The organism is Brevibacillus agri (assembly GCF_004117055.1).
Lineage (GTDB): Bacteria > Bacillota > Bacilli > Brevibacillales > Brevibacillaceae > Brevibacillus > Brevibacillus agri.
Genome location: NZ_CP026363.1, coordinates 491,163 through 511,120, shown reverse-complemented (window position 1 = coordinate 511,120; position 19,958 = coordinate 491,163). Strand labels below are relative to the sequence as shown.

The 19,958-nt window shown below is 51.6% G+C and carries 22 protein-coding genes and 1 tRNA gene; 16 read left to right on the top strand and 7 right to left on the bottom strand.

Annotated features, from left to right (window positions below; all coding sequences use genetic code 11):
* Window positions 1–113: 113 nt before the first annotated feature.
* The 9 genes from aceB (at window position 114) to BA6348_RS02700 (ending at window position 9,690) form a co-directional block, all read left to right on the top strand.
* Complete coding sequence (aceB, locus tag BA6348_RS02740) at window positions 114–1,721, top strand: malate synthase A (RefSeq protein WP_005833558.1); 1,608 nt, start codon at window positions 114–116, stop codon at window positions 1,719–1,721.
* Between the two features lie 36 nt (window positions 1,722–1,757).
* Complete coding sequence (gene aceA / locus BA6348_RS02735) at window positions 1,758–3,047, top strand: isocitrate lyase (RefSeq protein WP_005833559.1); 1,290 nt, start codon at window positions 1,758–1,760, stop codon at window positions 3,045–3,047.
* 260 nt (window positions 3,048–3,307) lie between these two features.
* Window positions 3,308–4,405 (top strand): ABC transporter substrate-binding protein, encoded by a 1,098-nt coding sequence (locus BA6348_RS02730; protein WP_005833560.1) that lies wholly within the window; start codon window positions 3,308–3,310, stop codon window positions 4,403–4,405.
* A complete protein-coding gene (locus tag BA6348_RS02725; protein WP_007776211.1) occupies window positions 4,395–5,228 on the top strand; it encodes an alkaline phosphatase family protein in 834 nt (277 codons plus the stop codon). Before BA6348_RS02730 ends, BA6348_RS02725 begins: the two co-directional genes overlap by 11 nt.
* A 36-nt stretch (window positions 5,229–5,264) precedes the next feature.
* Window positions 5,265–6,110, top strand: a complete 846-nt coding sequence (locus BA6348_RS02720) for an ABC transporter permease (protein WP_007776217.1) — start codon at window positions 5,265–5,267, stop codon at window positions 6,108–6,110.
* Window positions 6,107–6,895 carry an ABC transporter permease gene (locus BA6348_RS02715; RefSeq protein WP_122952836.1) on the top strand — a complete coding sequence of 263 codons (789 nt, stop codon included), beginning with the start codon at window positions 6,107–6,109 and terminating at the stop codon, window positions 6,893–6,895. The genes BA6348_RS02720 and BA6348_RS02715 overlap by 4 nt, the downstream gene beginning before the upstream one ends.
* Window positions 6,895–7,914: an ABC transporter ATP-binding protein gene (locus BA6348_RS02710; RefSeq protein ID WP_007776224.1), complete on the top strand. Its 1,020-nt coding sequence runs from the start codon at window positions 6,895–6,897 to the stop codon at window positions 7,912–7,914. The genes BA6348_RS02715 and BA6348_RS02710 overlap by 1 nt, the downstream gene beginning before the upstream one ends.
* The gene (locus BA6348_RS02705; protein WP_005833566.1) at window positions 7,898–8,698 is read left to right on the top strand and encodes a DeoR/GlpR family DNA-binding transcription regulator; all 801 of its coding nucleotides are present in this window, start codon (window positions 7,898–7,900) and stop codon (window positions 8,696–8,698) included. Before BA6348_RS02710 ends, BA6348_RS02705 begins: the two co-directional genes overlap by 17 nt.
* On the top strand, window positions 8,692–9,690 hold the full coding sequence (locus BA6348_RS02700) for a histidinol phosphate phosphatase domain-containing protein (RefSeq protein WP_122952835.1): 999 nt from the start codon (window positions 8,692–8,694) through the stop codon (window positions 9,688–9,690). Before BA6348_RS02705 ends, BA6348_RS02700 begins: the two co-directional genes overlap by 7 nt.
* On the opposite strand, the gene BA6348_RS02695 is transcribed toward BA6348_RS02700, so the two are convergent.
* Window positions 9,671–10,117 carry a hypothetical protein gene (locus tag BA6348_RS02695; RefSeq protein ID WP_129552159.1) on the bottom strand — a complete coding sequence of 149 codons (447 nt, stop codon included), beginning with the start codon at window positions 10,115–10,117 and terminating at the stop codon, window positions 9,671–9,673. The genes BA6348_RS02700 and BA6348_RS02695 overlap by 20 nt on opposite strands.
* Window positions 10,118–10,128: 11 nt before the next feature.
* Between BA6348_RS02695 and BA6348_RS02690 the strand changes: the two genes are divergently transcribed.
* The 4 genes from BA6348_RS02690 (at window position 10,129) to BA6348_RS02675 (ending at window position 13,437) form a co-directional block, all read left to right on the top strand.
* Window positions 10,129–10,205, top strand: a tRNA-Arg gene (locus BA6348_RS02690).
* Between the two features lie 629 nt (window positions 10,206–10,834).
* Complete coding sequence (locus BA6348_RS02685; RefSeq protein ID WP_005830601.1) at window positions 10,835–11,632, top strand: hypothetical protein; 798 nt, start codon at window positions 10,835–10,837, stop codon at window positions 11,630–11,632.
* 139 nt (window positions 11,633–11,771) lie between these two features.
* On the top strand, window positions 11,772–12,305 hold the full coding sequence (locus BA6348_RS02680) for a hypothetical protein (RefSeq protein ID WP_005830599.1): 534 nt from the start codon (window positions 11,772–11,774) through the stop codon (window positions 12,303–12,305).
* A gap of 472 nt (window positions 12,306–12,777) precedes the next feature.
* Complete coding sequence (locus tag BA6348_RS02675) at window positions 12,778–13,437, top strand: hypothetical protein (protein WP_007776252.1); 660 nt, start codon at window positions 12,778–12,780, stop codon at window positions 13,435–13,437.
* 98 nt (window positions 13,438–13,535) lie between these two features.
* Here the strand turns inward: BA6348_RS02675 and BA6348_RS02670 are convergent, their stop codons facing one another.
* The gene (locus tag BA6348_RS02670) at window positions 13,536–13,949 is read right to left on the bottom strand and encodes a DoxX family protein (protein ID WP_005830591.1); all 414 of its coding nucleotides are present in this window, start codon (window positions 13,947–13,949) and stop codon (window positions 13,536–13,538) included.
* Window positions 13,950–14,149: 200 nt separating this feature from the next.
* Between BA6348_RS02670 and BA6348_RS02665 the strand changes: the two genes are divergently transcribed.
* Window positions 14,150–14,500, top strand: coding sequence for a winged helix-turn-helix transcriptional regulator (locus BA6348_RS02665; protein ID WP_122952834.1), 351 nt, complete (start codon window positions 14,150–14,152; stop codon window positions 14,498–14,500).
* 179 nt (window positions 14,501–14,679) lie between these two features.
* Here the strand turns inward: BA6348_RS02665 and BA6348_RS02660 are convergent, their stop codons facing one another.
* Window positions 14,680–15,042 (bottom strand): helix-turn-helix domain-containing protein, encoded by a 363-nt coding sequence (locus tag BA6348_RS02660; protein ID WP_005830587.1) that lies wholly within the window; start codon window positions 15,040–15,042, stop codon window positions 14,680–14,682.
* A 167-nt stretch (window positions 15,043–15,209) separates the two neighbouring features.
* Between BA6348_RS02660 and BA6348_RS02655 the strand changes: the two genes are divergently transcribed.
* Together BA6348_RS02655 and BA6348_RS02650 are read left to right on the top strand one after the other, a co-directional pair.
* On the top strand, window positions 15,210–15,428 hold the full coding sequence (locus BA6348_RS02655) for a helix-turn-helix domain-containing protein (protein WP_005830585.1): 219 nt from the start codon (window positions 15,210–15,212) through the stop codon (window positions 15,426–15,428).
* A 31-nt stretch (window positions 15,429–15,459) separates the two neighbouring features.
* Window positions 15,460–15,663, top strand: a complete 204-nt coding sequence (locus BA6348_RS02650) for a hypothetical protein (RefSeq protein ID WP_005830582.1) — start codon at window positions 15,460–15,462, stop codon at window positions 15,661–15,663.
* Between the two features lie 141 nt (window positions 15,664–15,804).
* Here the strand turns inward: BA6348_RS02650 and nagE are convergent, their stop codons facing one another.
* The 4 genes from nagE to BA6348_RS02630 form a co-directional block, all read right to left on the bottom strand.
* Entirely contained in the window at window positions 15,805–17,244 is a 1,440-nt protein-coding gene (gene nagE, locus BA6348_RS02645; RefSeq protein ID WP_026556980.1) for an N-acetylglucosamine-specific PTS transporter subunit IIBC, read from the bottom strand.
* A gap of 153 nt (window positions 17,245–17,397) precedes the next feature.
* Entirely contained in the window at window positions 17,398–19,116 is a 1,719-nt protein-coding gene (ptsP, locus tag BA6348_RS02640) for a phosphoenolpyruvate--protein phosphotransferase (protein WP_122952833.1), read from the bottom strand.
* A 24-nt stretch (window positions 19,117–19,140) separates the two neighbouring features.
* Complete coding sequence (locus BA6348_RS02635; protein ID WP_122952832.1) at window positions 19,141–19,407, bottom strand: HPr family phosphocarrier protein; 267 nt, start codon at window positions 19,405–19,407, stop codon at window positions 19,141–19,143.
* A gap of 28 nt (window positions 19,408–19,435) precedes the next feature.
* Window positions 19,436–19,933 (bottom strand): PTS sugar transporter subunit IIA, encoded by a 498-nt coding sequence (locus BA6348_RS02630; protein ID WP_122952831.1) that lies wholly within the window; start codon window positions 19,931–19,933, stop codon window positions 19,436–19,438.
* Window positions 19,934–19,958: the final 25 nt, after the last annotated feature.

Genomic DNA, 19,958 nt, shown 5'->3' with positions numbered 1-19,958 from the left:
GCAGCGGATATCAGGATTAAGCCATTTTTTTGAATCTTCTGTACTATAATAATTGGACAAAATTCGATCTGTACCATAATAATTCAGATGTTATCAAGGGAAGGTGAACAGGTTTGACTACGATTCCAACCAATCCATATCCGCTGGAAATTCAGATTACCGGCGAGATGCGCTCCGGCTTCGAGGATATTCTCACACCGGAAGCGATCCAGTTCGTCATCAAGCTGGAGCAAAAATTCGGCGACAGAAGGCAGCAATTGCTTGCCGCTCGCGAGGAACGCCAATTGAAAATAGATGCGGGGCAACTGCCCGACTTTTTGCCGGAAACAGCCGAGATTCGCAACGGAGATTGGACGGTAGCTCCGCTTCCGCATGATCTGCTGGATCGCCGAGTGGAGATTACCGGGCCGTCCGGCGACCGCAAAATGGTTATCAACGCACTCAATTCGGGCGCACGTCTCTTCATGGCAGACTTTGAGGACGCAAACTCGCCTACTTGGGAAAATACGATTCAAGGCCAGATCAACATGAAGGACGCTGTCCGCCGCAACATCTCATACACCAGCCCGGAAGGAAAGCAATACACCCTCAATGAGAAGACAGCGGTATTGATCGTACGGCCGCGTGGCTGGCACCTCGACGAAAAACACATCCTTCTCGATCAAAAGCCGATTTCCGGCAGCCTGCTCGACTTTGGCCTCTACTTTTACCACAACGTCGATGCCTTGATCGCGAACAAGACAGCCCCGTACTTCTACTTGCCGAAGCTGGAAAGCCACCTGGAAGCGCGCCTCTGGAACGATGTATTTGTGTTCGCTCAGGAGGAGCTGAATATTCCGCGCGGGACGATTCGGGCGACGGTTCTGATCGAAACGATTCTCGCTGCCTTTGAGATGGATGAGATTTTGTATGAGCTGCGGGAGCATAGTGCAGGCCTGAATTGCGGGCGTTGGGATTACATTTTCAGCTACATTAAAAAGCTGCGGAATCAGCCGGATGTCATCACCCCTGACCGGGCGCAAGTGACGATGACGGTTCCGTTTATGAGGGCCTACACCACTTTGGCGGTGAAAACGTGCCATAAACGCCAGGCTCCTTGCATCGGCGGGATGGCGGCCCAGATTCCGGTGAAAAACGACCCGGTCAAAAATGAAGAAGCGCTCGCCAAAGTACGCGCTGACAAGGAGCGGGAAGCTTACGACGGGCACGACGGCACGTGGGTAGCCCATCCCGCACTGGTGCCTGTGGCGATGGAAGTTTTCAACCGTTTGATGAGAGAGCCGAACCAAATCTGGTATAAACGCGAGGATGTGCAGGTGTCGGCAAGCGACCTGCTGGCTGTACCAGAGGGCGTCATCACAGAAGAAGGCGTGCGCACCAACATCAGCGTAGGCTTGCAGTACATCGAAGCGTGGCTGCGCGGGTATGGCGCAGTGCCGATCCACAATCTGATGGAGGATGCGGCGACCGCGGAAATTTCCCGGGCTCAGGTGTGGCACTGGATTCGCCATCGACAAGGGGTGCTCCAGGATGGCCGAAAGATCACCGAGGGTCTGGTCAAGCAATGGCTGAGCGAGGAATTGCAGGCATTGAAACAAGCGATTGGCCAGGAGCGTTATGAAAACAGCAAATTTCAGGTTGCCGGCGAGCTGTTCCTGAAGCTGGTGACAGAAGACGACTTCGAAGATTTTCTGACTGTACCGGGCTATCGCTATCTTTAATAACAATCATAAAAAAACGAGTGGGGGAAAAAGAAAATGAGCAAACAAACAAAGCAGGAAGCGATTCAACAGATTGAACAAAGCTGGCAAACCGAGCGTTTCCAGGGAATTACCCGGACGTATTCGGCTGAGGACGTTTACCGCCTGCGCGGGTCTGTGCAAATCGAGCATACGTTGGCTCGGTTGGGTGCGGAGCGACTGTGGAACCTGCTGCATACCGAGCATCACATCAAAGCGTTGGGGGCTTTGACCGGGAATCAGGCCATCCAGCAAGTAAAAGCGGGACTGAAGGCGATTTACTTGAGCGGCTGGCAAGTGGCGGCAGACGCGAACCTCTCCGGTCAAATGTATCCCGATCAAAGCCTCTACCCGGCAAACAGCGTTCCTCATGTCGTAAAAAGAATCAACCAGGCTCTGCAGCGTGCAGACCAGATCGACCAATCCGAAGGCGGTACAGATACGTACTGGTTTGCTCCGATTGTCGCTGACGCGGAAGCGGGCTTCGGCGGGCCACTGAACGTGTTTGAGCTGATGAAAAGCATGATCGAAGCGGGAGCTGCCGGCGTGCATTTTGAAGACCAGCTCGCTTCCGAGAAAAAATGCGGCCACATGGGCGGGAAAGTGCTGATCCCGACGCAGGCTGCTGTCCGCAACCTGATTTCCGCTCGCTTGGCTGCTGACGTCATGGGCGTTCCGACCATCATCGTAGCGCGTACAGACGCAAACGGCGCTTTCCTGATTACGAGCGACGTCGATCCGCAAGACCAGCCGTTCCTCACCGGCGAGCGCACTCCAGAAGGCTTTTTCCGCCTCCGCGGGGGGCTGGACGCGGCGATTGCCCGCGGACTCGCTTACGCTCCGTATGCAGACCTGATCTGGTGCGAAACTTCCGAGCCAAACCTGGAGGAAGCACGCCGCTTTGCAGAAGCGATCCATGCCCAATATCCAGGCAAGCTGCTTGCCTACAACTGCTCCCCGTCCTTCAACTGGAAGAAAAAGCTCGACGAGGAATCGATCGCTCGCTTCCAGGAGGAGCTGGGAGAGATGGGCTACAAGTTCCAGTTCGTAACGCTCGCAGGCTTCCACGCCCTGAACTACGGCATGTTCGAGCTGGCGCGCGGCTACCGCGATCGCGGAATGGCTGCTTACTCCGAATTGCAGCAGGCCGAATTTGCTAGCGAGGTTCACGGCTATACCGCGACTCGCCATCAGCGTGAAGTTGGCACTGGCTATTTCGATGAAGTAGCGCAAGTGATCGCTGGCGGAACTTCTTCGACCACAGCTTTGACCGGGTCGACAGAAGAAGAGCAGTTCGCTCACAACTAAACAGAAGAAGCACGATAAACGGACTAGGGGTGCGACTACCCCTAGTTCTTCTTCGTTTTTCAACAAGAGTGAAAACGATCATCGCTTTTTTTCGGACGCGACGCGGTTCTCTGGCAGCAGAGGGCCGCTTTTCTTTTTTCACAGAGTCTTAATCGCTTCTTTACAACCCATTTATATCAGTTTCATTTTGGTTGTTTACGATGATAGACGAAAAAACAAAACGATCAAACACAAATAAAAACGAAAAGGGGCCTTAAAAGATGAGAGGGAACCAGTTGGGCTGGAAACGAACCGTTGCTGTCGTAACATCCGTTTTACTGCTTGCCGGATGTGCCACCGAGACGAAATCAGACGCTACTCTGGATACGTCGCAATTGACCCTGGAGCAAATCGTGGAAAAAGCGAAGCAGGAGGGCGAAGTCAACTCTGTAGGGATGCCGGACACGTGGGCAAACTGGGGAGAGACATGGGGCAATCTCCAGAAGGAATACGGCTTGAAGCATACGGACACCGACATGTCGAGCGCAGAGGAATTGGCCAAGTTTGAAGCAGAAAAAGAAGACGCCACAGCAGATATCGGCGACGTGGGCATCGCATTTGGACCGTTAGCCAAACAAAAAGGGCTGACGCTGCCTTACAAAACCTCCTACTGGAACGACATTCCCGACTGGGCAAAGGACGATGAAGGGCACTGGGTGCTCGGCTATACTGGAACGCTCGCTTTTCTCACCGACAAGACCAAAGTGCAAAATCCTCCCAAGTCGTGGGCTGATCTGAAAAGCGGAAGCTACAAGATCGCGATTGGCGACGTCATGAAAGCGAATCAGGCGCAGTTTGCCGTTCTGGCCGCCGCTTATGCCCACGGGGGAGACGAGAAAAATATTCAGCCCGGCGTTGACTTTTTTGCTGACCTAGCGAAAAACAAGCGACTCAGCACGAGCGACCCGAGCCTTGCCAATCTGGAGAAGGGCGAAATCGAAGTTGCCATCGTGTGGGACTTCAACGCGCTCGGCTACCGTGACAAAATCGACAAAAACCGCTTTGACGTCATCATCCCGGAAGAAGCATCGGTCAGCAGCGGGTACGCTACGCTTATCAACAAGTACGCCAAGCATCCGCACGCCGCGATGCTGGCACGTGAATACATCCTCTCCGATGCCGGACAGTCCAATCTGGCTCGCGGCTATGCCAGACCCATTCGCGCGAATGCCAAGCTTGACGAGTCTGCCAAGGCCAAGCTGCTCCCGGAAGAAATGTACAAAAATGCGCGTCCGGTTGGCGATTTGAATGCATGGGAAGAGACAGCGAAAAAATTGCCGCAGCTATGGCAAGAGCAGGTGTTGATCCATGTCCGCTAACAAGCTCGCCATGATTGTGCTCGACGGATTGAGATTCGACACGGCTGTCTCGCACATGGGGTACATGCATCATCTGGTCGAGTACGGCTTCGCTGCCCGCTTCCAGGTGCGCTCGGAATTGCCCAGTCTCTCCCGGCCTTTGTACGAGGTTCTTTTGACGGGAACCCCTGCGTGGAAAAACGGGATTTCCAGCAATCAGGCGGTGCGGCTTTCGCATCAGGAGAGTCTGTTCCACCTGACGCGCAAAAACGGGATGTCCAACGCTGCTGCCGCTTATTGCTGGGTGAGCGAGCTGTACAACAAGGCTCCGTTCAGCCCGTTTCACGACCGCATCCAGTTGAACACGGACAAGCCGATACAACACGGGATGTTTTACTGGGAAGATCACTATCCGGATACTCACCTGTTTGCCGACGCCAACTTTTTGTTGCATGGATTCAATCCGGATTTTCTTTACGTCCACTCCATGAACATTGACGATGACGGCCACAAGCATACGGCGGATTCCGCGCGCTATCGCAACCGCGTTCTGGCGGCAGATTCGATCCTGGCAAACGTGCTTCCCGCGTGGATCGACGCGGGCTATCAAATAATCGTAACAGCCGATCACGGAATGACAGCGGACGGAAATCACGGCGGTACGTCTAGCGCTGACCGGGACGTTCCCCTGTTTGTCATCAGCAACCGGGTATCTCCGGGGATACGCGAGGTGGCGATCCCGCAATTGCAGGTGGCTCCGTTTGCCTGCCAACTGCTCGGCATCTCCCCCTCGGAAGCGATGCAGCCATTGACGGTATCCGGGCAGAGCAAGACGTCTCCCTGAGGGGGCGTCTTTTCCGCTCAGAAAGGAGCTTTTGCGATGAAACGATTTGTCAGCATGCTTTTGGTCACGACGATTCCGTTTTTTGCGATGATCGCGCTGTTTCTGCTCGTCCCGTTGCTTTCCATGATCGGTGGGAGCTTTCAGGCCGAAGGGGACGGCGGTTTTACATTCAGTCACTATCGCGAGATTTTTGCCAATCCGTACTACTTGCAGGCATTTGAAAACAGCGTGCTCATCTCGCTCTTGTCTTCGCTCATCGGAATCGTCGCTGCTGTTTTCGCTACCTATGCGATTACCCGCTTCCCGCAGTCTCTGCAACAGCGAGTGCTCGTCATTACGAACCTGACCTCCAATTTTGCAGGTATCCCGCTCGCTTTTGCCTTCATTGTCCTGTTGGGCAACAGTGGCCTGTTTGTTTTGCTCGCGAAGCAACTGGGGATTGATTTCGGACAATCGTTTACGCTTTATTCGTGGAGCGGGTTGACGCTTGTTTATATTTACTTTCAACTGCCTTTGGCAGTGATGCTGCTGTATCCTCTGTACCACGCCATTCAGAAGCAGTGGATGGAAGCGGCCGAGCTGCTTGGGGCAAGCCCCTGGAATTTTTGGCTGCGGATCGGTTTCCCGGTACTGCTGCCAGGCATCGTCGGCACATTCAGCATTTTGTTTGCCAACGCGATGGGGGCCTATGCTTCGGCTTACGCGCTCACCGGGAGCAACTACAATCTCGTGCCGATTCGGATTGGCGCGCTCGTCTCCGGCGACATTTTTGCCAGACCCGAGCTTGGTAGCGCGCTTGCTGTCCTGCTCGGCCTGACGCTTGCCGCAGCCCTGCTCGTGAACGAGTGGCTGACGCGGAAGATACGGAGGGATTTGTCTTGAAGCGGATTGGTTTGCCGTCCTTGTCGTTTGCGTTGGTCATGCTGTATTTGTTTTTGCCTGTAGCGGCTACCGTGCTGTATTCGCTGGCAACCGAGTGGAACAGCACGGTTTTGCCGGAAGGGCTTACGGGAAAATGGTTCGCGGAGCTGTATGGCGACCCGCGGTTTTTGCAGGCATTCGGACGCTCCTTTTTGCTTAGCTCCCTGACGACTGTCGCTGCCGTCGTCATTATCGTTCCGGCTGTTTTTTCAATCGTCGTCTACGCTCCCCGGCTGGAGAGGCTCGTTCAGCTTTTTGTCATGCTCACCTACGCCGTTCCGGGTGTCATTATGGCGGTCGGCCTGATTCGCACTTATTCAGGCAGCGGGATTCCGATGATTTTCATCACGGCCGGAGCGTATCTGGTCGGTCTGCTGCCGTATCTGTATCAAGGAACGCGGAACAGCCTGCTTGCTCTGCAAGCCCGTTCGTTGATGGAGGCGGCCGAGCTGCTGGGCGCGAGCCGCTGGCAGGCGTTCGTGCGGATTATCGTTCCGAATATCATGTCCGGGATTCTCGTGTCTGCGCTCTTGTCGTTCTCTATTTTGTTCGGGGAATTTGTCCTGATTAACATTTTGGTGGGCGGCAGATTCGAAACCTTGCAGTTGTATTTGTACGCCAAGCTATCGACAAGCGGGCATATCGCCAGCGCGATTACCGTCACTTATTTTGCCCTGATGGCTGTCATCACCGGGCTGATTGTAAAATTCACGCGCCGAAGTTTCGCACGCAAGGAGGTTTCTTGATGAGTTACGTCCAAATCGAACATCTGTCCAAAACCTTTCACGGCCAAAACGTGCTGAAGCAGCTCGAGCTTGCCATTGAAAAAGGCGAGCTGGTTACCTTGCTTGGCCCCAGCGGGTGCGGCAAAAGTACGTTGCTCCGCATCCTCAGCGGTCTGACTGCCCCTGATACGGGCACGATCTACATTGACGGCAAAGACGTGACAGACGTGTCGCCCAAAAACAGGGAGATCGGCATGGTGTTCCAATCGTATGCGCTTTTTCCCAATCTGACGGTCAGTCAAAACATTGCCTTTGGCCTGGAAATGAACAAAATCCCGAAGGCGGACATTCGGCAGCGCGTGCAGGAAATGATCGAACTGGTGGGGCTTACGGGAAAAGAGCAAAACTATCCGCGTGAATTGTCTGGCGGTCAGCAGCAGCGCGTGGCACTCGCCCGTTCTCTGGTCACGCGGCCCAAGGTGCTTCTGCTGGACGAGCCGCTCAGTGCGCTGGATGCGCAGATTCGCAAAAATTTGCAAAAGCAACTGCGCACGATTCAACGCGAGCTGAACATGACGACGGTGCTGGTGACGCACGATCAGGAAGAGGCCATGGCTGTCAGTGACCGCATCTACATCATGAATGGCGGACGAATCGTTCAGCACGGCAGTCCGCATGAGATATACACCCAGCCACGCTCGGAATTTGTCGCCCGTTTTATCGGGAATTACAACGTACTGACCGCCGAGCAGTTGAACCGAATCGCGCCTGATCTGGCCGCTCCGGCAGCCGAACGCTTCGCCATCCGTCCGGAGACGTTTCGCGAACAGCGGATGGCTGCGGAGGACATCCGCTTGACCGGAAATATTGCCCATGTAACCATGCTCGGCAACGTTACCCGTTACGAGCTGAACATTGGCGAAGTTCCCGTGCTGGTGGACTCCCTGCACCTGTCCTATGAGCCGGAGCAGGCAGGCGCAACCAAAACATTGTACTTATGTCCCAAGGATGTGATTCCGCTTTATGACACTATTGCCTGAAGAACGACAGCAAGTGATTTTGGACGAACTGAACCGCCACGGTAAAATTCAGGTGATGAATCTGGCCAAAAGCCTGGCAGTGACGCCGGAGACTATTCGGCGCGATCTGGACCAACTGGAACAGCAGCGCATGCTAAAGCGAGTGTACGGAGGAGCCATCCCTTATCATTTGGCGAATCGGGAGCCGCACTTTGAAAAGAAACAGGCGATTCAACAGGCGGCGAAAACGAAAATCGGGCAAATCGCGGCTGAGCTTTTATCTGACGGAGACACGATCGCGCTCGACGTCGGGACGACGACACTGGAGCTGGCGCGTGCGATCAAGGGTCTAAACCAGTTGACGATTGTCACCAATTCGCTGCCTGCTGCTTCTTTGTTAAACGAGCTGTTGGAAGCGAACCAATTCAACGGGCAGGTAATTATGCTGGGCGGCCTGACCCATCCCGCGCAACAATCCGTCGCCGGGGCGTTTACGTGCGAGCTGCTCTCGCGCTTTCATTTTGACAAAGCGTTTATTTCCTGCGGAGGAATGACGGCTGACGGCTTTACCGACTACGACATGGAAGAAACGTTGTGCTCCACCATGATGGTGCAACGCGCCGAGCAAGTCTACGTATTGGGGGACGCCTCCAAGATCGGCCAAACGCAATTTTTCCGCATTTGCGGCTGGGCGGATGTCAGCGCGGTCGTCTGTGACCAGCCGATGCCGGATGAATGGCTCTCGTCGGGCATGCAAACCACATGGATAAGCGAACATCCGCGAAGGAGAGACTTCCCATGCTGATCGACTACCATCTTCATCTGGAAGAAGGGCCTTATTCGTTGCGTTGGCTCGAGCGTACCAATGCGGCTCTCGACTACTTTTACCCGTTGACTGAACCTCGACATACCCGCGCCTGGCTGCAGGACAGTCTGGCGCGATTAAATAACCGTTTGTCTCTGGGCGCATACGATCCGTCCTGGCTCGATCTGTATTTGCGGGAGGCGCTGCACAAAGGCTTGAAGGAAGTGGGGATTGTCGATCATTTATACCGCTTTCGCGAAGCCCGTCCGTACTTTGAGCAGTTTATGGAGCTTGGCGACACTGATTTGGGCCGTTTGCAGCGCACCTGGCTCAATCAAGTGTGTACCGAGAGCCTCGGCGACTTTTGCGCCGCCATCGAGGCAGCAAAGCCGCGCTGGGCGGCAAGCGGCGTGGAGCTGCGGCTGGGGATCGAAGCGGATTACTTCGTCGGCGGGGAAGCGGAATTGCAGTGCTTGCTGACAGGCGCTTCGTGGGATTATGTAATCGGCTCTGTCCACTTTTTGCACGGATGGGGCTTCGACAATCCCGAGACGCGCCATCTGTTTGAGCAGCATGACCTGAAGCAGCTATACGCGGACTTTTTCCACACGGTCGAATGCATGGTCAAAAGCGGGCTGTTCGACTTTGTCGCCCATCTGGACAATCTGAAAGTGTTCTCCTATCGCCCTGCGGAGTCGGAGCTTGTTTCGTATTACCACAGGATCGCCGCCGCTTTGAAAGAAACGGATACGGCGACGGAGATCAACGCGGGGCTGTATTACCGCTATCCCGTACAGGAGATGTGCCCCAGCCCGGCTTTTCTGGACGTTCTCGTGGCGCATGGCGTTCCGCTGACGCTCTCGTCGGATGCGCATTTTCCCGACGATATCGGGAGGTATGTGGCGGCGAATTTGGAGACGATTCGTGCGCTTGGGGTGGCGGAGGTTGCTACTTTTTCTGGTCGTCAACGGGTTATGAAGGCGATTCGGTAGAGCCGGTTAGCCGGTTGTAGGTGCTGGGTGGAGCGGGGGCCTGGCTGTTGCTGTGATTGTTTGGCCAGATTGGATTGGCGGTTTGTGTGGGCTGGATAGGGGAAGTAGTTTGATTTGGGCAGGTGTATTTTTTGATGCCAAAAGCCTTGGGATTCGGGGATTCCAAGGTTTTTGGCGTTGGCGGTGATTTCGCTTTTGGAACCTTCCCGTGATCTGGCGCCCAACCAAGTACAATTGCTATGCGCATGGCGATAAATCGTAACCGGGAAGGTGTTGGTAGCGCCTTGATGTTTTTGGTTGTGGTGGCGTGTGGTGTAATCGTGTTGCAGTAGGCTGCGAAGATGGCCGCTGGATTTGCCAAAAAGTAGTCGGGTGCATATAATAAGAAGGTGGGTGAAGCGTCAGCCGAATGCTTTTGCCACGCCACTAACGATATATGTCCCCGTAGCTCAGCAGGATAGAGCAACGGTTTCCTAAACTGTAGGTCGGAGGTTCGAATCCTCTCGGGGACGCCATACATGAAAAAGCCTTGAGCTATCAAGGCTTTTTTCTATTTTTATGGGGCGATTGAAAATCAGCAGTTTATGTTTTGAAATGAGGTTTACTGTGGTTTCAATCGGCATGAAACTGTTGGTGTAATTGTCCAACGAGGTGTCGAATTTATCATTTGGAGGAGAAATGATGATTAGAGTAGTTACCTGTACGGGGATTTGAAAACGATAATATTGTTCCGTCAATGCTAAGTCTAGAGGATCGTATAGTTTTTCTGGTGCGCAAAAACATTGGACATGAAGAAATGTACTTCGATAAGCTTGTGAAATACAATGTACTTTCAAATGAGTTTGACGAGTGGTTTTTTACGAAGCCAGTTGGTGTTGCAAGTAATCATTAGTGGAACTCATTTTATGTACTATGCCTCAACAGAATGGGACCATAATGATGTATGCATAGTGATATTAATAAAGTGATATTAATAATTTGTGAATAACATTTGGAAAAATCAATTTTCTGCAAGTATAGTCGTTTATCCAACACTAACGAGATTTTATATAAGTTTATTATTATATAATTTTATTGCTTCACAAAATACAATATGTTATATTTTGCCTTGTAAAAAATTACATTTTTAGAAGGGTTGTACAAAATGAAAAAATTCCTTTCTGCATTCCTTGCTTTTTCTATGCTTGCGCTTGCTGTCACACCAGTTTCAGCAAGCAAAAGTCAAACAGCAATAACAAGCGAAACACAAGTTCAGGCCGAAGCGTACAAGGGTGTCAAGCACTTGAACGAAGAGTCCGACGAGTCTTTAATTAAGTTGAACGAAAGAACAGAAGATATTGGCGTAAATCAATCTGAAAGTAAAAACGAACTAAGAAGAGGAGGAGTCATAAGCACAGTTGCTAGGATTATCCTGTATTCAAAACGTATAAAATTCATATTAAAAAATGGAGATGAACTTTTCTTTGACCAAGAAGATCCAGATAAAGCGGGTGAGGCTCTAAAAGAGTACTATCTGGACAATGGCACTTTTGATAGAGGAGACATTCGTGATCGAGGAGAAGGATTACCAAAATCTTCGGCTATCATTAGGTTTTATGATTTACCGAATAGTTCAGAACAAGTGTACTTAGCCTATGGGGACGTAACTATGGGAATGCTGCACATTGTTACGAGACACTTCCCAGAGTACTGGTCGACATTTAGTACATATCAAAAGGCAAAAAATTCATTTTTTAATCCGGGTACTGAATTCTCTTACGTTGAAGATGTTATTGAAAGCGTGATTGATTATTCGTTTAACGGGAAGGAAATGGCGAAAAACATCAATAACAAAAAAGTAATCCCATATGATGGATATCATAAAGGCAAGGTATACAGAGTCATCATGTCAGGTGAGCGTGTGGTTTCTGTATTCCCTATTAGTTATAATCAAGCGGAATAGATAACAAATCCCAACGAAAAGAAAGCCTTTATCTAGAATGGATAAGGCTTCTTTCTCACATTTCACGAAAAATATCGCGAAAATACCGTACTATAGTGTGGAATATAACGAAAAATAAGATAAGGGAGTTCCTATGAATATGATTGATATGAAGCTATACATTACTCTCCCCTCAGATAACATCGATTTTCGCTGTATCGAAAAAGTTCTTATCCCTATTCAAAACAAAACTGAAATTCAGAGAGCTATTGATCCAAGCGATAGCAATTTTATGGAAGCACTGGTGATTACGAGTCAGGGTAAACAAGTATCTGATTTCCGGTTTTGCGAAGCCAGGCTGCTCACGCAACTGATTGCATTGGTTGAGGATTACTACCTAAGTGCTGAAAAAGCAATTAGCGATAACGTTTACGGGTTAAGTGTAATCACAATTGGTTTGAGGAAAACAGGTGAAAATAAGCTGTTGTTGACAGCAACAAGAGACGGAAACAGGATTGTACAGGTTGAACTACCAGAGAAAGAATTGATAGATAATCTGTTTTCACTAGCTAAGGAATATTTCTCCTATCTTATTGAATATGGGATTTCTACGTCATTTCATGCAAAAGAACTATCCATTGTTTGCGAGTATGAAACCAGGTACAAGGATATTTACAGAAAAAGTCTTGATTAAGATTAACCCGAGTGATTTCAAGGAAGGAATCACTCGGGAGTCAAAAGTAGTCTCGTCTGCTTGACTGACATTTATATACAGATCATCTAGAATTCTAAATGCTAATGGACGAAAATACCTTTGTGGATCACTCCGTTTTTTAGCCAATTGAAAACAAAGTAACGTTCAGAAAAATCGTTTTTTTTTGGAAACAAAACATCATCAAACAACGTACTAACATTAGTGAAAATCATCCCGCCCTCTTGAATCATATCCTTCATCGAGCGAATTGCGATTGTTATTGTCGATGAGCAATGTTTGCTTCTTCCTTTTCGCTCTCCAATCGACTAAGCTCCCAATCAGCAAAAGACCCACGCAAATGATTGTGACCAGTAACCAGACAGGCATAGCTAGCACCTCCGTTCTTATTAGTTCGACTCTAAAAATGTAAAAATGTTGCAGCAATGAAAAGATAAAGCAGGAGGCATGACCCATGAGACGATTAGTATGTATGGCAATGGCCGTAATGACAGCGAGCATACTTGCAATCGGCTGTTCCCCCGAGGCGAGTGTTCCCGTGCCCCCGGAGGCCAAACCGACAGACGGGCAGCAGCCAAAACCAGAGTCCCCTGTCCAAAACGAGAACAACGGAGCGGGGCAAAACGAAGCGAACAACGAGAAGCCATTGCCAGCAGAGCAGCCGGGTTTAACAGCGCAACTGATTTTAGACGACAACTTTTTAAAGCTGCTCGCAAATAACGAAATCAACGGCTTCGATATTGCGATCGGAATGAAAAAGGAAGAAGTCGTCAAGCGGTACGGCGCGGTGGTCAAGAAAGACTTCTTGGATGGCGGGCAGTATGCTGTCCTGGAAAAACTGGACGATGGCATCGTCTTTTTTGACGGGGCGGATCGCGTATATGCGATTGACTTGGAAGGCAGTCGCTTGGGGACGGCCACACTGGAAGCGATTCAGCAGGGATGGGGTACGCCTGTAGATGAAGGCGAAAGCATGGTAGACGGGGAGTATCTGCTTCTGTATGAAGCGGGGGACAACTCGGTGTTTATCAGTGCGGAAAACAAGAACTCGCCGCCAGAAAAGATCAGGATCATCAACAAAAAAATGCTGGATGAGTTCCCGCAAAAATTTTAATGGCTCCCCGGTTCCGGCCCATTGTGAAAAGCCAGTGGAGAAGGCAGACACACCGCCTTTTGCTCACTGGCTTTTTTGCGTGGGATCAAGAGGCTACGCTACACCTTACCCGATCTTTTTCCAAACAAAATTTGATCGAGTCCAAACTTGGAGCTGCCGCTAATGCTGAGCGCGAGCAGGATGGCGAACAGCGCAAGCTCCAGCTCATAGCCAGCGCCGCTTTCTCCACCCATGAAGCCGGCTGCCAGCTTTGCTTTGGCAACGGCACCAATCATGACGACAGCCAGCGCGGCGGAAAAGACGCGAGTGCCAAGTCCGGCGATCAGGGCGATCCCGCCGACAACCTCCAGGAAAGCAACCAGATAGGCGATAAATGCAGGCAGTCCCAGCGTGCCAAAGAATCCGGCCACGTTTTCGAGTCCCATCTGAAATTTGGCGACGCCGTGGATGGCAAACGTAAGGCCAACGACGATGCGCAAAACAAGAGCGCTCCATTCAAAACGATTTTCCATGTATGATTACCTCCGAATCAGTTTATATCAGTAACATAGTTACTTTTCGTTAGTAAGTATATATTAATTATTGTATATGTCAATACGTTATGGAAAATTTACAAACGCTGGAAAGTGCGAATTATTAGGCACAAAGTAATCATTCATTTTGATGGATTGAAGAAAGAGCGGTATACTGAAAGGAGAATGAGGTGATACGAATGAAACAGTCTTCCCTCTGTCCGAAGTTTGAAAAAGGCATGCAACTGCTGGGAAAACGATGGACAGGGTTAATCTTGTACCAGTTGCTTTCTGGACCACAGCGTTTCTGTGCGTTGGAAGGGGCCCTGCCGGTAAGCGGAAGGCTACTTTCTGAACGGCTGAAAGACCTCGAAAAAGAAGGGCTTGTGCATCGGGAAGTGTTTACAGACTCGGCGCCTGTACGGGTAGAATATTCTTTGACAGAGATGGGGAAGGCTCTGGAGCCAGTAATCAAGGGGATCGAATCATGGGCCCAGAGCTGGATTGAGCTGGACCAGACGACAGCGCAGAGTAAAGCAGAACATACATGAAAAAAAAAAGGCTTCGCCGGGCTGTTGACGGAGCCTGTGTTGTACGTATTTCATTCCACGCAAAAACCCCTGTGGCCCAGGGGTTTTCTAATGCCTATACCATTTGAACGCGATGACGAAGCGCTTCAGCGTCCGTTTGCCCCTCCACGATCAGGTTGGAGAGAGGTTTTCACGGTTCTCTAGTTGTCTTCTTGCGACCCGTTCTGTCTCGATTTCCATTTTACAAATTCGATATGCCGCTTGATTTCGGTAAGTTCCTCTTCCGTTAACCCGTCTATGTCCAAGAAGGGAATAGGTGTTTCCCGCACAGATGCTTGCCGCCAAAATGGCGTGGGGTTATCTGTTCTTCCATGAAGGTAATCGGTCGATACGTCAAACAGGTCGGCGACTTTGGAGATCAACTGGGAATCTACGCCTTTCTTTTCGCCCGATTCAATTCGCGACAAAACTGTGTTGTGAATGCCAAGCTTTTCAGCTAATTGGATTTGTGACCACTGCTTTTGCTCGCGCAGCCATTTTATCCTTTGACCGACTATGGACATCGTGAAACCACCTTTTTCGTTTTGGCAATATCATTCTAACAATTTTCCATAACGGAAAAAACAAGATTGCTAAAACGACAAATAATGTGTTGACTTTGCTGAAATTGAAACGATATCATGTAACTATAAATATTTGCCATTTCTGCAAAGGAAGAGGGAAACTGAATATGGAACGTCTAAACCTCCCATTTATCGCAAAACGTAGGAGTGAGTGCAAGCTCACGCTGCAGGAAATGGCGGAGTCACTCGGTTTTCGCAATGCTTCCACATACTTGAAGTACGAGAAGGGAGAGTACGATTTCAAGGCAAACCATCTGCCGATTTTAGCAAAGAAGCTGAAATGTAGCCTGAATGAACTTTTTATGAGTTTGTTTTTGTTGTTTTAGCAAAGGTATATCAGATAAGGGGTGGGTGGAATTGGAAGCATGGGAGGCGAATAGGAGACAGCTTGAATTATGGAAAAAAACATTATCCTACGAAATCGAGATGATGGCGCCATACAGCGAATCGGCATGCGCAGGGTTTTTGGATCGGCTCATGCGGTTTGAAACCGAGTTGGAGCAAAAGGAGCTGTTCCCGTCAGAACGGGCGCTCGTTGGCTCCAATGCCCGGCATTTTTAGAGAAGCTGCGTCATTTTTTCCGGGTTCATGAGGCAGGCAAAACCAAGCATCTCATTCGAACGAGGGGACTCTATGCCAATACGAAAAAGCCCGGTACGGCTGTTGCCAATACCGGGCATATTTATTGGGGAAAAGCAAAGCCTACAGCTTTTTGATTTCGTCCTTCAACAGCTCGGACTGCGTCCCGAAGACGACCTGCACGCTGCCCTGGCCGAGCTTCATGACTCCTGCTGCCCCCAGGTCTTTCAACCCTTTTTCATTGACGATCTTGTCGTTTTTCAGCACGAGGCGCAGGCGGGTAATGCACGCGTCGACGCTGACGATGTTTTCTTTTCCGCCGATGAGGGCGAGCACTTTTAGCGCCTTTTCCTGCGTGGAGTTGCTGCCGGAAGCTGCGCTTTCCACTACTTCATCGTCTTCGCGCCCCGGCGTTTTGATGTTGAACTTGACGATCAGGATACGGAACAGGAAGTAGTAAACGACGGCAAACGCCAGACCGATCGGAATGATCCACCATGCGTTTGTGGAGAGCGGGAAGTTCAGTCCGTAGTCAATCAGACCCGCGGAGAAGCCAAATCCGTGCTTGATGCCCATCGCGGTCACGATATACCCGGAAACCCCGGTCAAAATCGCATGCAGCACATACAGCAGCGGAGCGGCGAACATGAACGCGAACTCCAACGGCTCGGTAATCCCGGTCAGGAAGGAAGCGAGCGCGGTACCGATGAACACAGAAGCGATTGCTTGGCGTTTTTCCGGCTTGGCTGAGTGAATGATGGCCAAGGCGGCCGCTGGCAGCGCGAACATCATGATCGGGAAGAAGCCTGTCATGAACATGCCTGCTGATTTGTCGCCAGCGAAGAAGCGGTGCAGGTCGCCGTGTACGACTTTCCCGGTCGTGTCGGTAAAATCGCCAATCTGGAACCAGGCAATTGCGTTGAGCACGTGGTGCAGACCGAATGGAATGAGCAAACGGTTAAAGAAGCCGAACAGACCTGCTCCAAGAGCGCCAAGGCTGACAATCCAGTTCCCCATATTGTTGAGCGCGTCCTGGATCGGACCCCAGATGATCCCGAACAACAGACCGATGATAACCATGCTAAGCGAAGTGATGATCGGTACGAATCGTTTGCCGCCGAAAAATCCGAGCCACTCCGGTAGCTTGATGTTATGGTAGCGGTTGTAGCAGTAGGAAGCGACTCCGCCCGCCAAAATACCGCCAAGCACTCCCATGTTCAGCTTGACGTCGTCCGCGATAAACGGCATGGCAGCGGGAACTTTGGAAAGCACCGAGGTTAACACCATGTAGGCGATCACGGCAGCCAGTGCGGCGACGGCATCCCCGGCAAGCCCGATCGCGACACCGACGGCGAAAATCAGCGGCAGGTTGTCAAAGATGGCCGATCCGCCTGCGAACAAAAAGGGCGCGATGTACTGATTCAAAAAACCGCCAACAGATTCGCCGAGACGAAATTCAGTCACGTAGTTGATGGCGCCAAAGCGGAGCAAAAGCGCCGCTGCTGGCAAGGTGGCGACGGGAAGCATGAGTGCTTTCCCAATCCGTTGCAAAAAGGCAAGCATAAGTAAAACCTCCTTGGAATGAGATGTCTATCAAAAAAGCTGCTCTCCGGATGAGTACAAGAGATGAGGACATAACAAACAGGCCGGAGAGAAACTGTTTTGATCGGAAAAAGAACGGTGAAATCGCTTACAAACAATGAGGGACAAAACCGTTTATTCGGTTTTGTCTCGCAAAAACTGCACGACCTCTTCCACGGTCGAAAGCGTCAGAGCGTACTCTGCGAGTCGCTTCGCTTTTTCCATGCTTGTGGCACGAATGCGCTCCTTGACCTTTGGCATTACCGAGGCCGCACCGCTGAACTCGTCGAGGCCCAGGCCAAGCAAAAGCTCGGTCGCGAGCGAATCGCCCGCCATCTCTCCGCATAGCCCGGTCCATATTCCCGCGCGGTGAGAGGCTTCGATGACGTGCGAGATGAGGCGCAGCACCGCAGGGTGGTAGTAGCTGTAGAGGCTGGCTACGTTCGCGTTCATTCGGTCTACGGCGAGCGTGTATTGCACGAGATCGTTGGTCCCGATGCTGAAGAAGTCTACCTCTTTGGCAAAGGCGTCCGCTTGCAGGCAAGCGCCCGGAATCTCCATCATCATGCCGACTGCGATCTGTTCGTCAAAAGCGATCCCTTTTTCCCGCAGCTCCGCTTTTGCCTGTTCGAACAATTGCTTGGCTTGCCGCAACTGCTCCAGGTGGGAAATCATCGGGAACATGATGAGCAGGCGTCCAAAGGCACTGGCGCGCAATAGCGCCCGTAACTGAACGAGGAACAGCTCTGGCCGGGCCAGGGAAATGCGCATCGCCCGAAAGCCGAGGAACGGATTATCTTCCTGCGGCAGTTCGAGAGCCGGCAAATGCTTGTCGCCGCCGACGTCGAGCGTGCGAATGATGACAGGTTTTTCGCCAAAGGCTGTAGCGACCTGCTTGTAGGCCGCAAACTGTTCTTCCTCGTCTGGCAGCGTGCTGCGGTCCATGAACAAAAACTCGGAGCGGAACAAACCGATTCCTTCTACGCCGGAAGCGGCGAGCGCTGCTGCCTCTTCGGGAACCGCCATGTTGGCCATTAAATGAACGCGATGGCCGTCGATCGTTTCGGCGGGCAATTCCTTCAATACCGCGTAGGCTGCACGCTCAGCGGCTTCCTTGGCGGCTTTTTCCTCGTAGCGTGCCAATGTTTTCGCGTCTGGCGCTGCGATCAGCTCGCCTGTAGCGCCATCGAGAATCAGCAGGCTGCCAGCAGCTACTTTTTCCAGCAGTTGTTCCCCGGCGCCCATGACAGCCGGAATCCCCAGAGAACGGGCCAAAATCGCTGCGTGCGAGGTCGCGCCGCCTTTTACCGTGACAATGCCCCGCACAAATGCGAGCGGAAGCTGCAGCGTTTCCGAAGGAGTGACATCCCACGCGGCCAAAATAAACGGTTCTTCCGGGAAGACTGCCTCCTGTCCTGTGCCGGAGAGGTTGCGAATCAGGCGGCGGCTCACATCGCGAATATCGTCCGCCCGTTCTTTCATATAGGCGTCGTCCATGCTTTCAAACAGGGCGACAAACTGGTCGGACACTTGCTGTACGGCAGCAGCAGCGGCCACCTGCCTGTTTTCGATCAGAGAGGTCATTTCCCCGACAAAAGCGGGGTCCTCCAGAAAAGCAATATGCGCGGAGAGAATCGCTGCTTTTTCTGCGCCTAATTGCTCCTCTGTTTGCTCTCTCAACTTTTCCAACTGTTCGCGCGACTGCTCCACGCTTCTGGCGAGCAGCTCCAGCTCTTTGCTTGTGTCTGCCGGCGCGCCTTGCGCGGTCACAGCCGGAGCAGCCGGAGCATCGTGTGCCAAAATGACGACAGGGGCGATCGCGATGCCAGAAGAAACCGGGATTCCTTTCAACATGCCTGTTTCACCTTCTTTCACCGCTCATTCGCTCTCAAAAGACTGTTCAAAAAATTGCTGGAGCGAGGAAGCTACTTTTTCCTCATCTTCTCCCTCCACCGAGACGATCAGCTTGTCGCCTTGGGTCACGCCCAAGGTCATGATCCCCAAAATGCTGCGGACGTCCGCTTGCTTGTCACCTTTGCTCAAGGTGATTTTCGCTTGGGATTGCGCCGAGCGATTTACCAAAAGAGCGGCCGGGCGAGCGTGCAGCCCGCCTTCAACCGTGACCGTTACTTCGAATTGAATCATGGTGTACCTCCCCCAACAGGTGCTTCTTCTATTTCAGGACGACAGTCATCAGCGGCTCCTGGCCTGCCGCGACATTGCCTTGTGCTACCACGTTTTTTTCCGCGACGACATCGCCGTTGGTAATGACGATCGGGGTGACGATCGGGCATCCTGCCTCCTGCAAGACGGCGATATCGAACTGAATCAGCTTGTCGCCTGCTTTCACCTTGTCACCTACCGAGACGAACGGGGTAAAGCCTTTGCCCTGCAATTTCACGGTATCAATCCCGATATGCATGAGCAGCTCCACGCCGCTGTCTGTCGACAAGCCAATGGCGTGATGGGTAGGGAACAGATGAGTGACCTTTGCGTCGACAGGAGCGTACAAGACGCCCTCCGCAGGCAGAATCGCAGCGCCGTCGCCTACGACCTTCCCGGCAAAGACGGGATCGGGCACTTCCGACAAAGGGACAACACTCCCGGTCAAAGGAGCGAGGAAAGTGATTTCTTGTTGTTGTTTTTTACGGGAAAACAGACTGCGTAGCATAAGTTCCTCCTTTTGCGTCTGAACG

Coding starts and splice junctions, on each gene's coding strand:
- aceA (WP_005833559.1), top strand. CDS start 1,758: ATGAGCAAACAAACAAAGCAGGAAGCGATTCAACAGATTGAACAAAGC.
- BA6348_RS02730 (WP_005833560.1), top strand. CDS start 3,308: ATGAGAGGGAACCAGTTGGGCTGGAAACGAACCGTTGCTGTCGTAACA.
- BA6348_RS02725 (WP_007776211.1), top strand. CDS start 4,395: ATGTCCGCTAACAAGCTCGCCATGATTGTGCTCGACGGATTGAGATTC.
- BA6348_RS02720 (WP_007776217.1), top strand. CDS start 5,265: ATGAAACGATTTGTCAGCATGCTTTTGGTCACGACGATTCCGTTTTTT.
- BA6348_RS02710 (WP_007776224.1), top strand. CDS start 6,895: ATGAGTTACGTCCAAATCGAACATCTGTCCAAAACCTTTCACGGCCAA.
- BA6348_RS02705 (WP_005833566.1), top strand. CDS start 7,898: ATGACACTATTGCCTGAAGAACGACAGCAAGTGATTTTGGACGAACTG.
- BA6348_RS02700 (WP_122952835.1), top strand. CDS start 8,692: ATGCTGATCGACTACCATCTTCATCTGGAAGAAGGGCCTTATTCGTTG.
- BA6348_RS02685 (WP_005830601.1), top strand. CDS start 10,835: ATGAAAAAATTCCTTTCTGCATTCCTTGCTTTTTCTATGCTTGCGCTT.
- BA6348_RS02680 (WP_005830599.1), top strand. CDS start 11,772: ATGATTGATATGAAGCTATACATTACTCTCCCCTCAGATAACATCGAT.
- BA6348_RS02675 (WP_007776252.1), top strand. CDS start 12,778: ATGAGACGATTAGTATGTATGGCAATGGCCGTAATGACAGCGAGCATA.
- BA6348_RS02670 (WP_005830591.1), bottom strand. CDS start 13,949: ATGGAAAATCGTTTTGAATGGAGCGCTCTTGTTTTGCGCATCGTCGTT.
- BA6348_RS02665 (WP_122952834.1), top strand. CDS start 14,150: ATGAAACAGTCTTCCCTCTGTCCGAAGTTTGAAAAAGGCATGCAACTG.
- BA6348_RS02660 (WP_005830587.1), bottom strand. CDS start 15,042: ATGTCCATAGTCGGTCAAAGGATAAAATGGCTGCGCGAGCAAAAGCAG.
- BA6348_RS02655 (WP_005830585.1), top strand. CDS start 15,210: ATGGAACGTCTAAACCTCCCATTTATCGCAAAACGTAGGAGTGAGTGC.
- nagE (WP_026556980.1), bottom strand. CDS start 17,244: ATGCTTGCCTTTTTGCAACGGATTGGGAAAGCACTCATGCTTCCCGTC.
- ptsP (WP_122952833.1), bottom strand. CDS start 19,116: ATGTTGAAAGGAATCCCGGTTTCTTCTGGCATCGCGATCGCCCCTGTC.
- BA6348_RS02635 (WP_122952832.1), bottom strand. CDS start 19,407: ATGATTCAATTCGAAGTAACGGTCACGGTTGAAGGCGGGCTGCACGCT.
- BA6348_RS02630 (WP_122952831.1), bottom strand. CDS start 19,933: ATGCTACGCAGTCTGTTTTCCCGTAAAAAACAACAACAAGAAATCACT.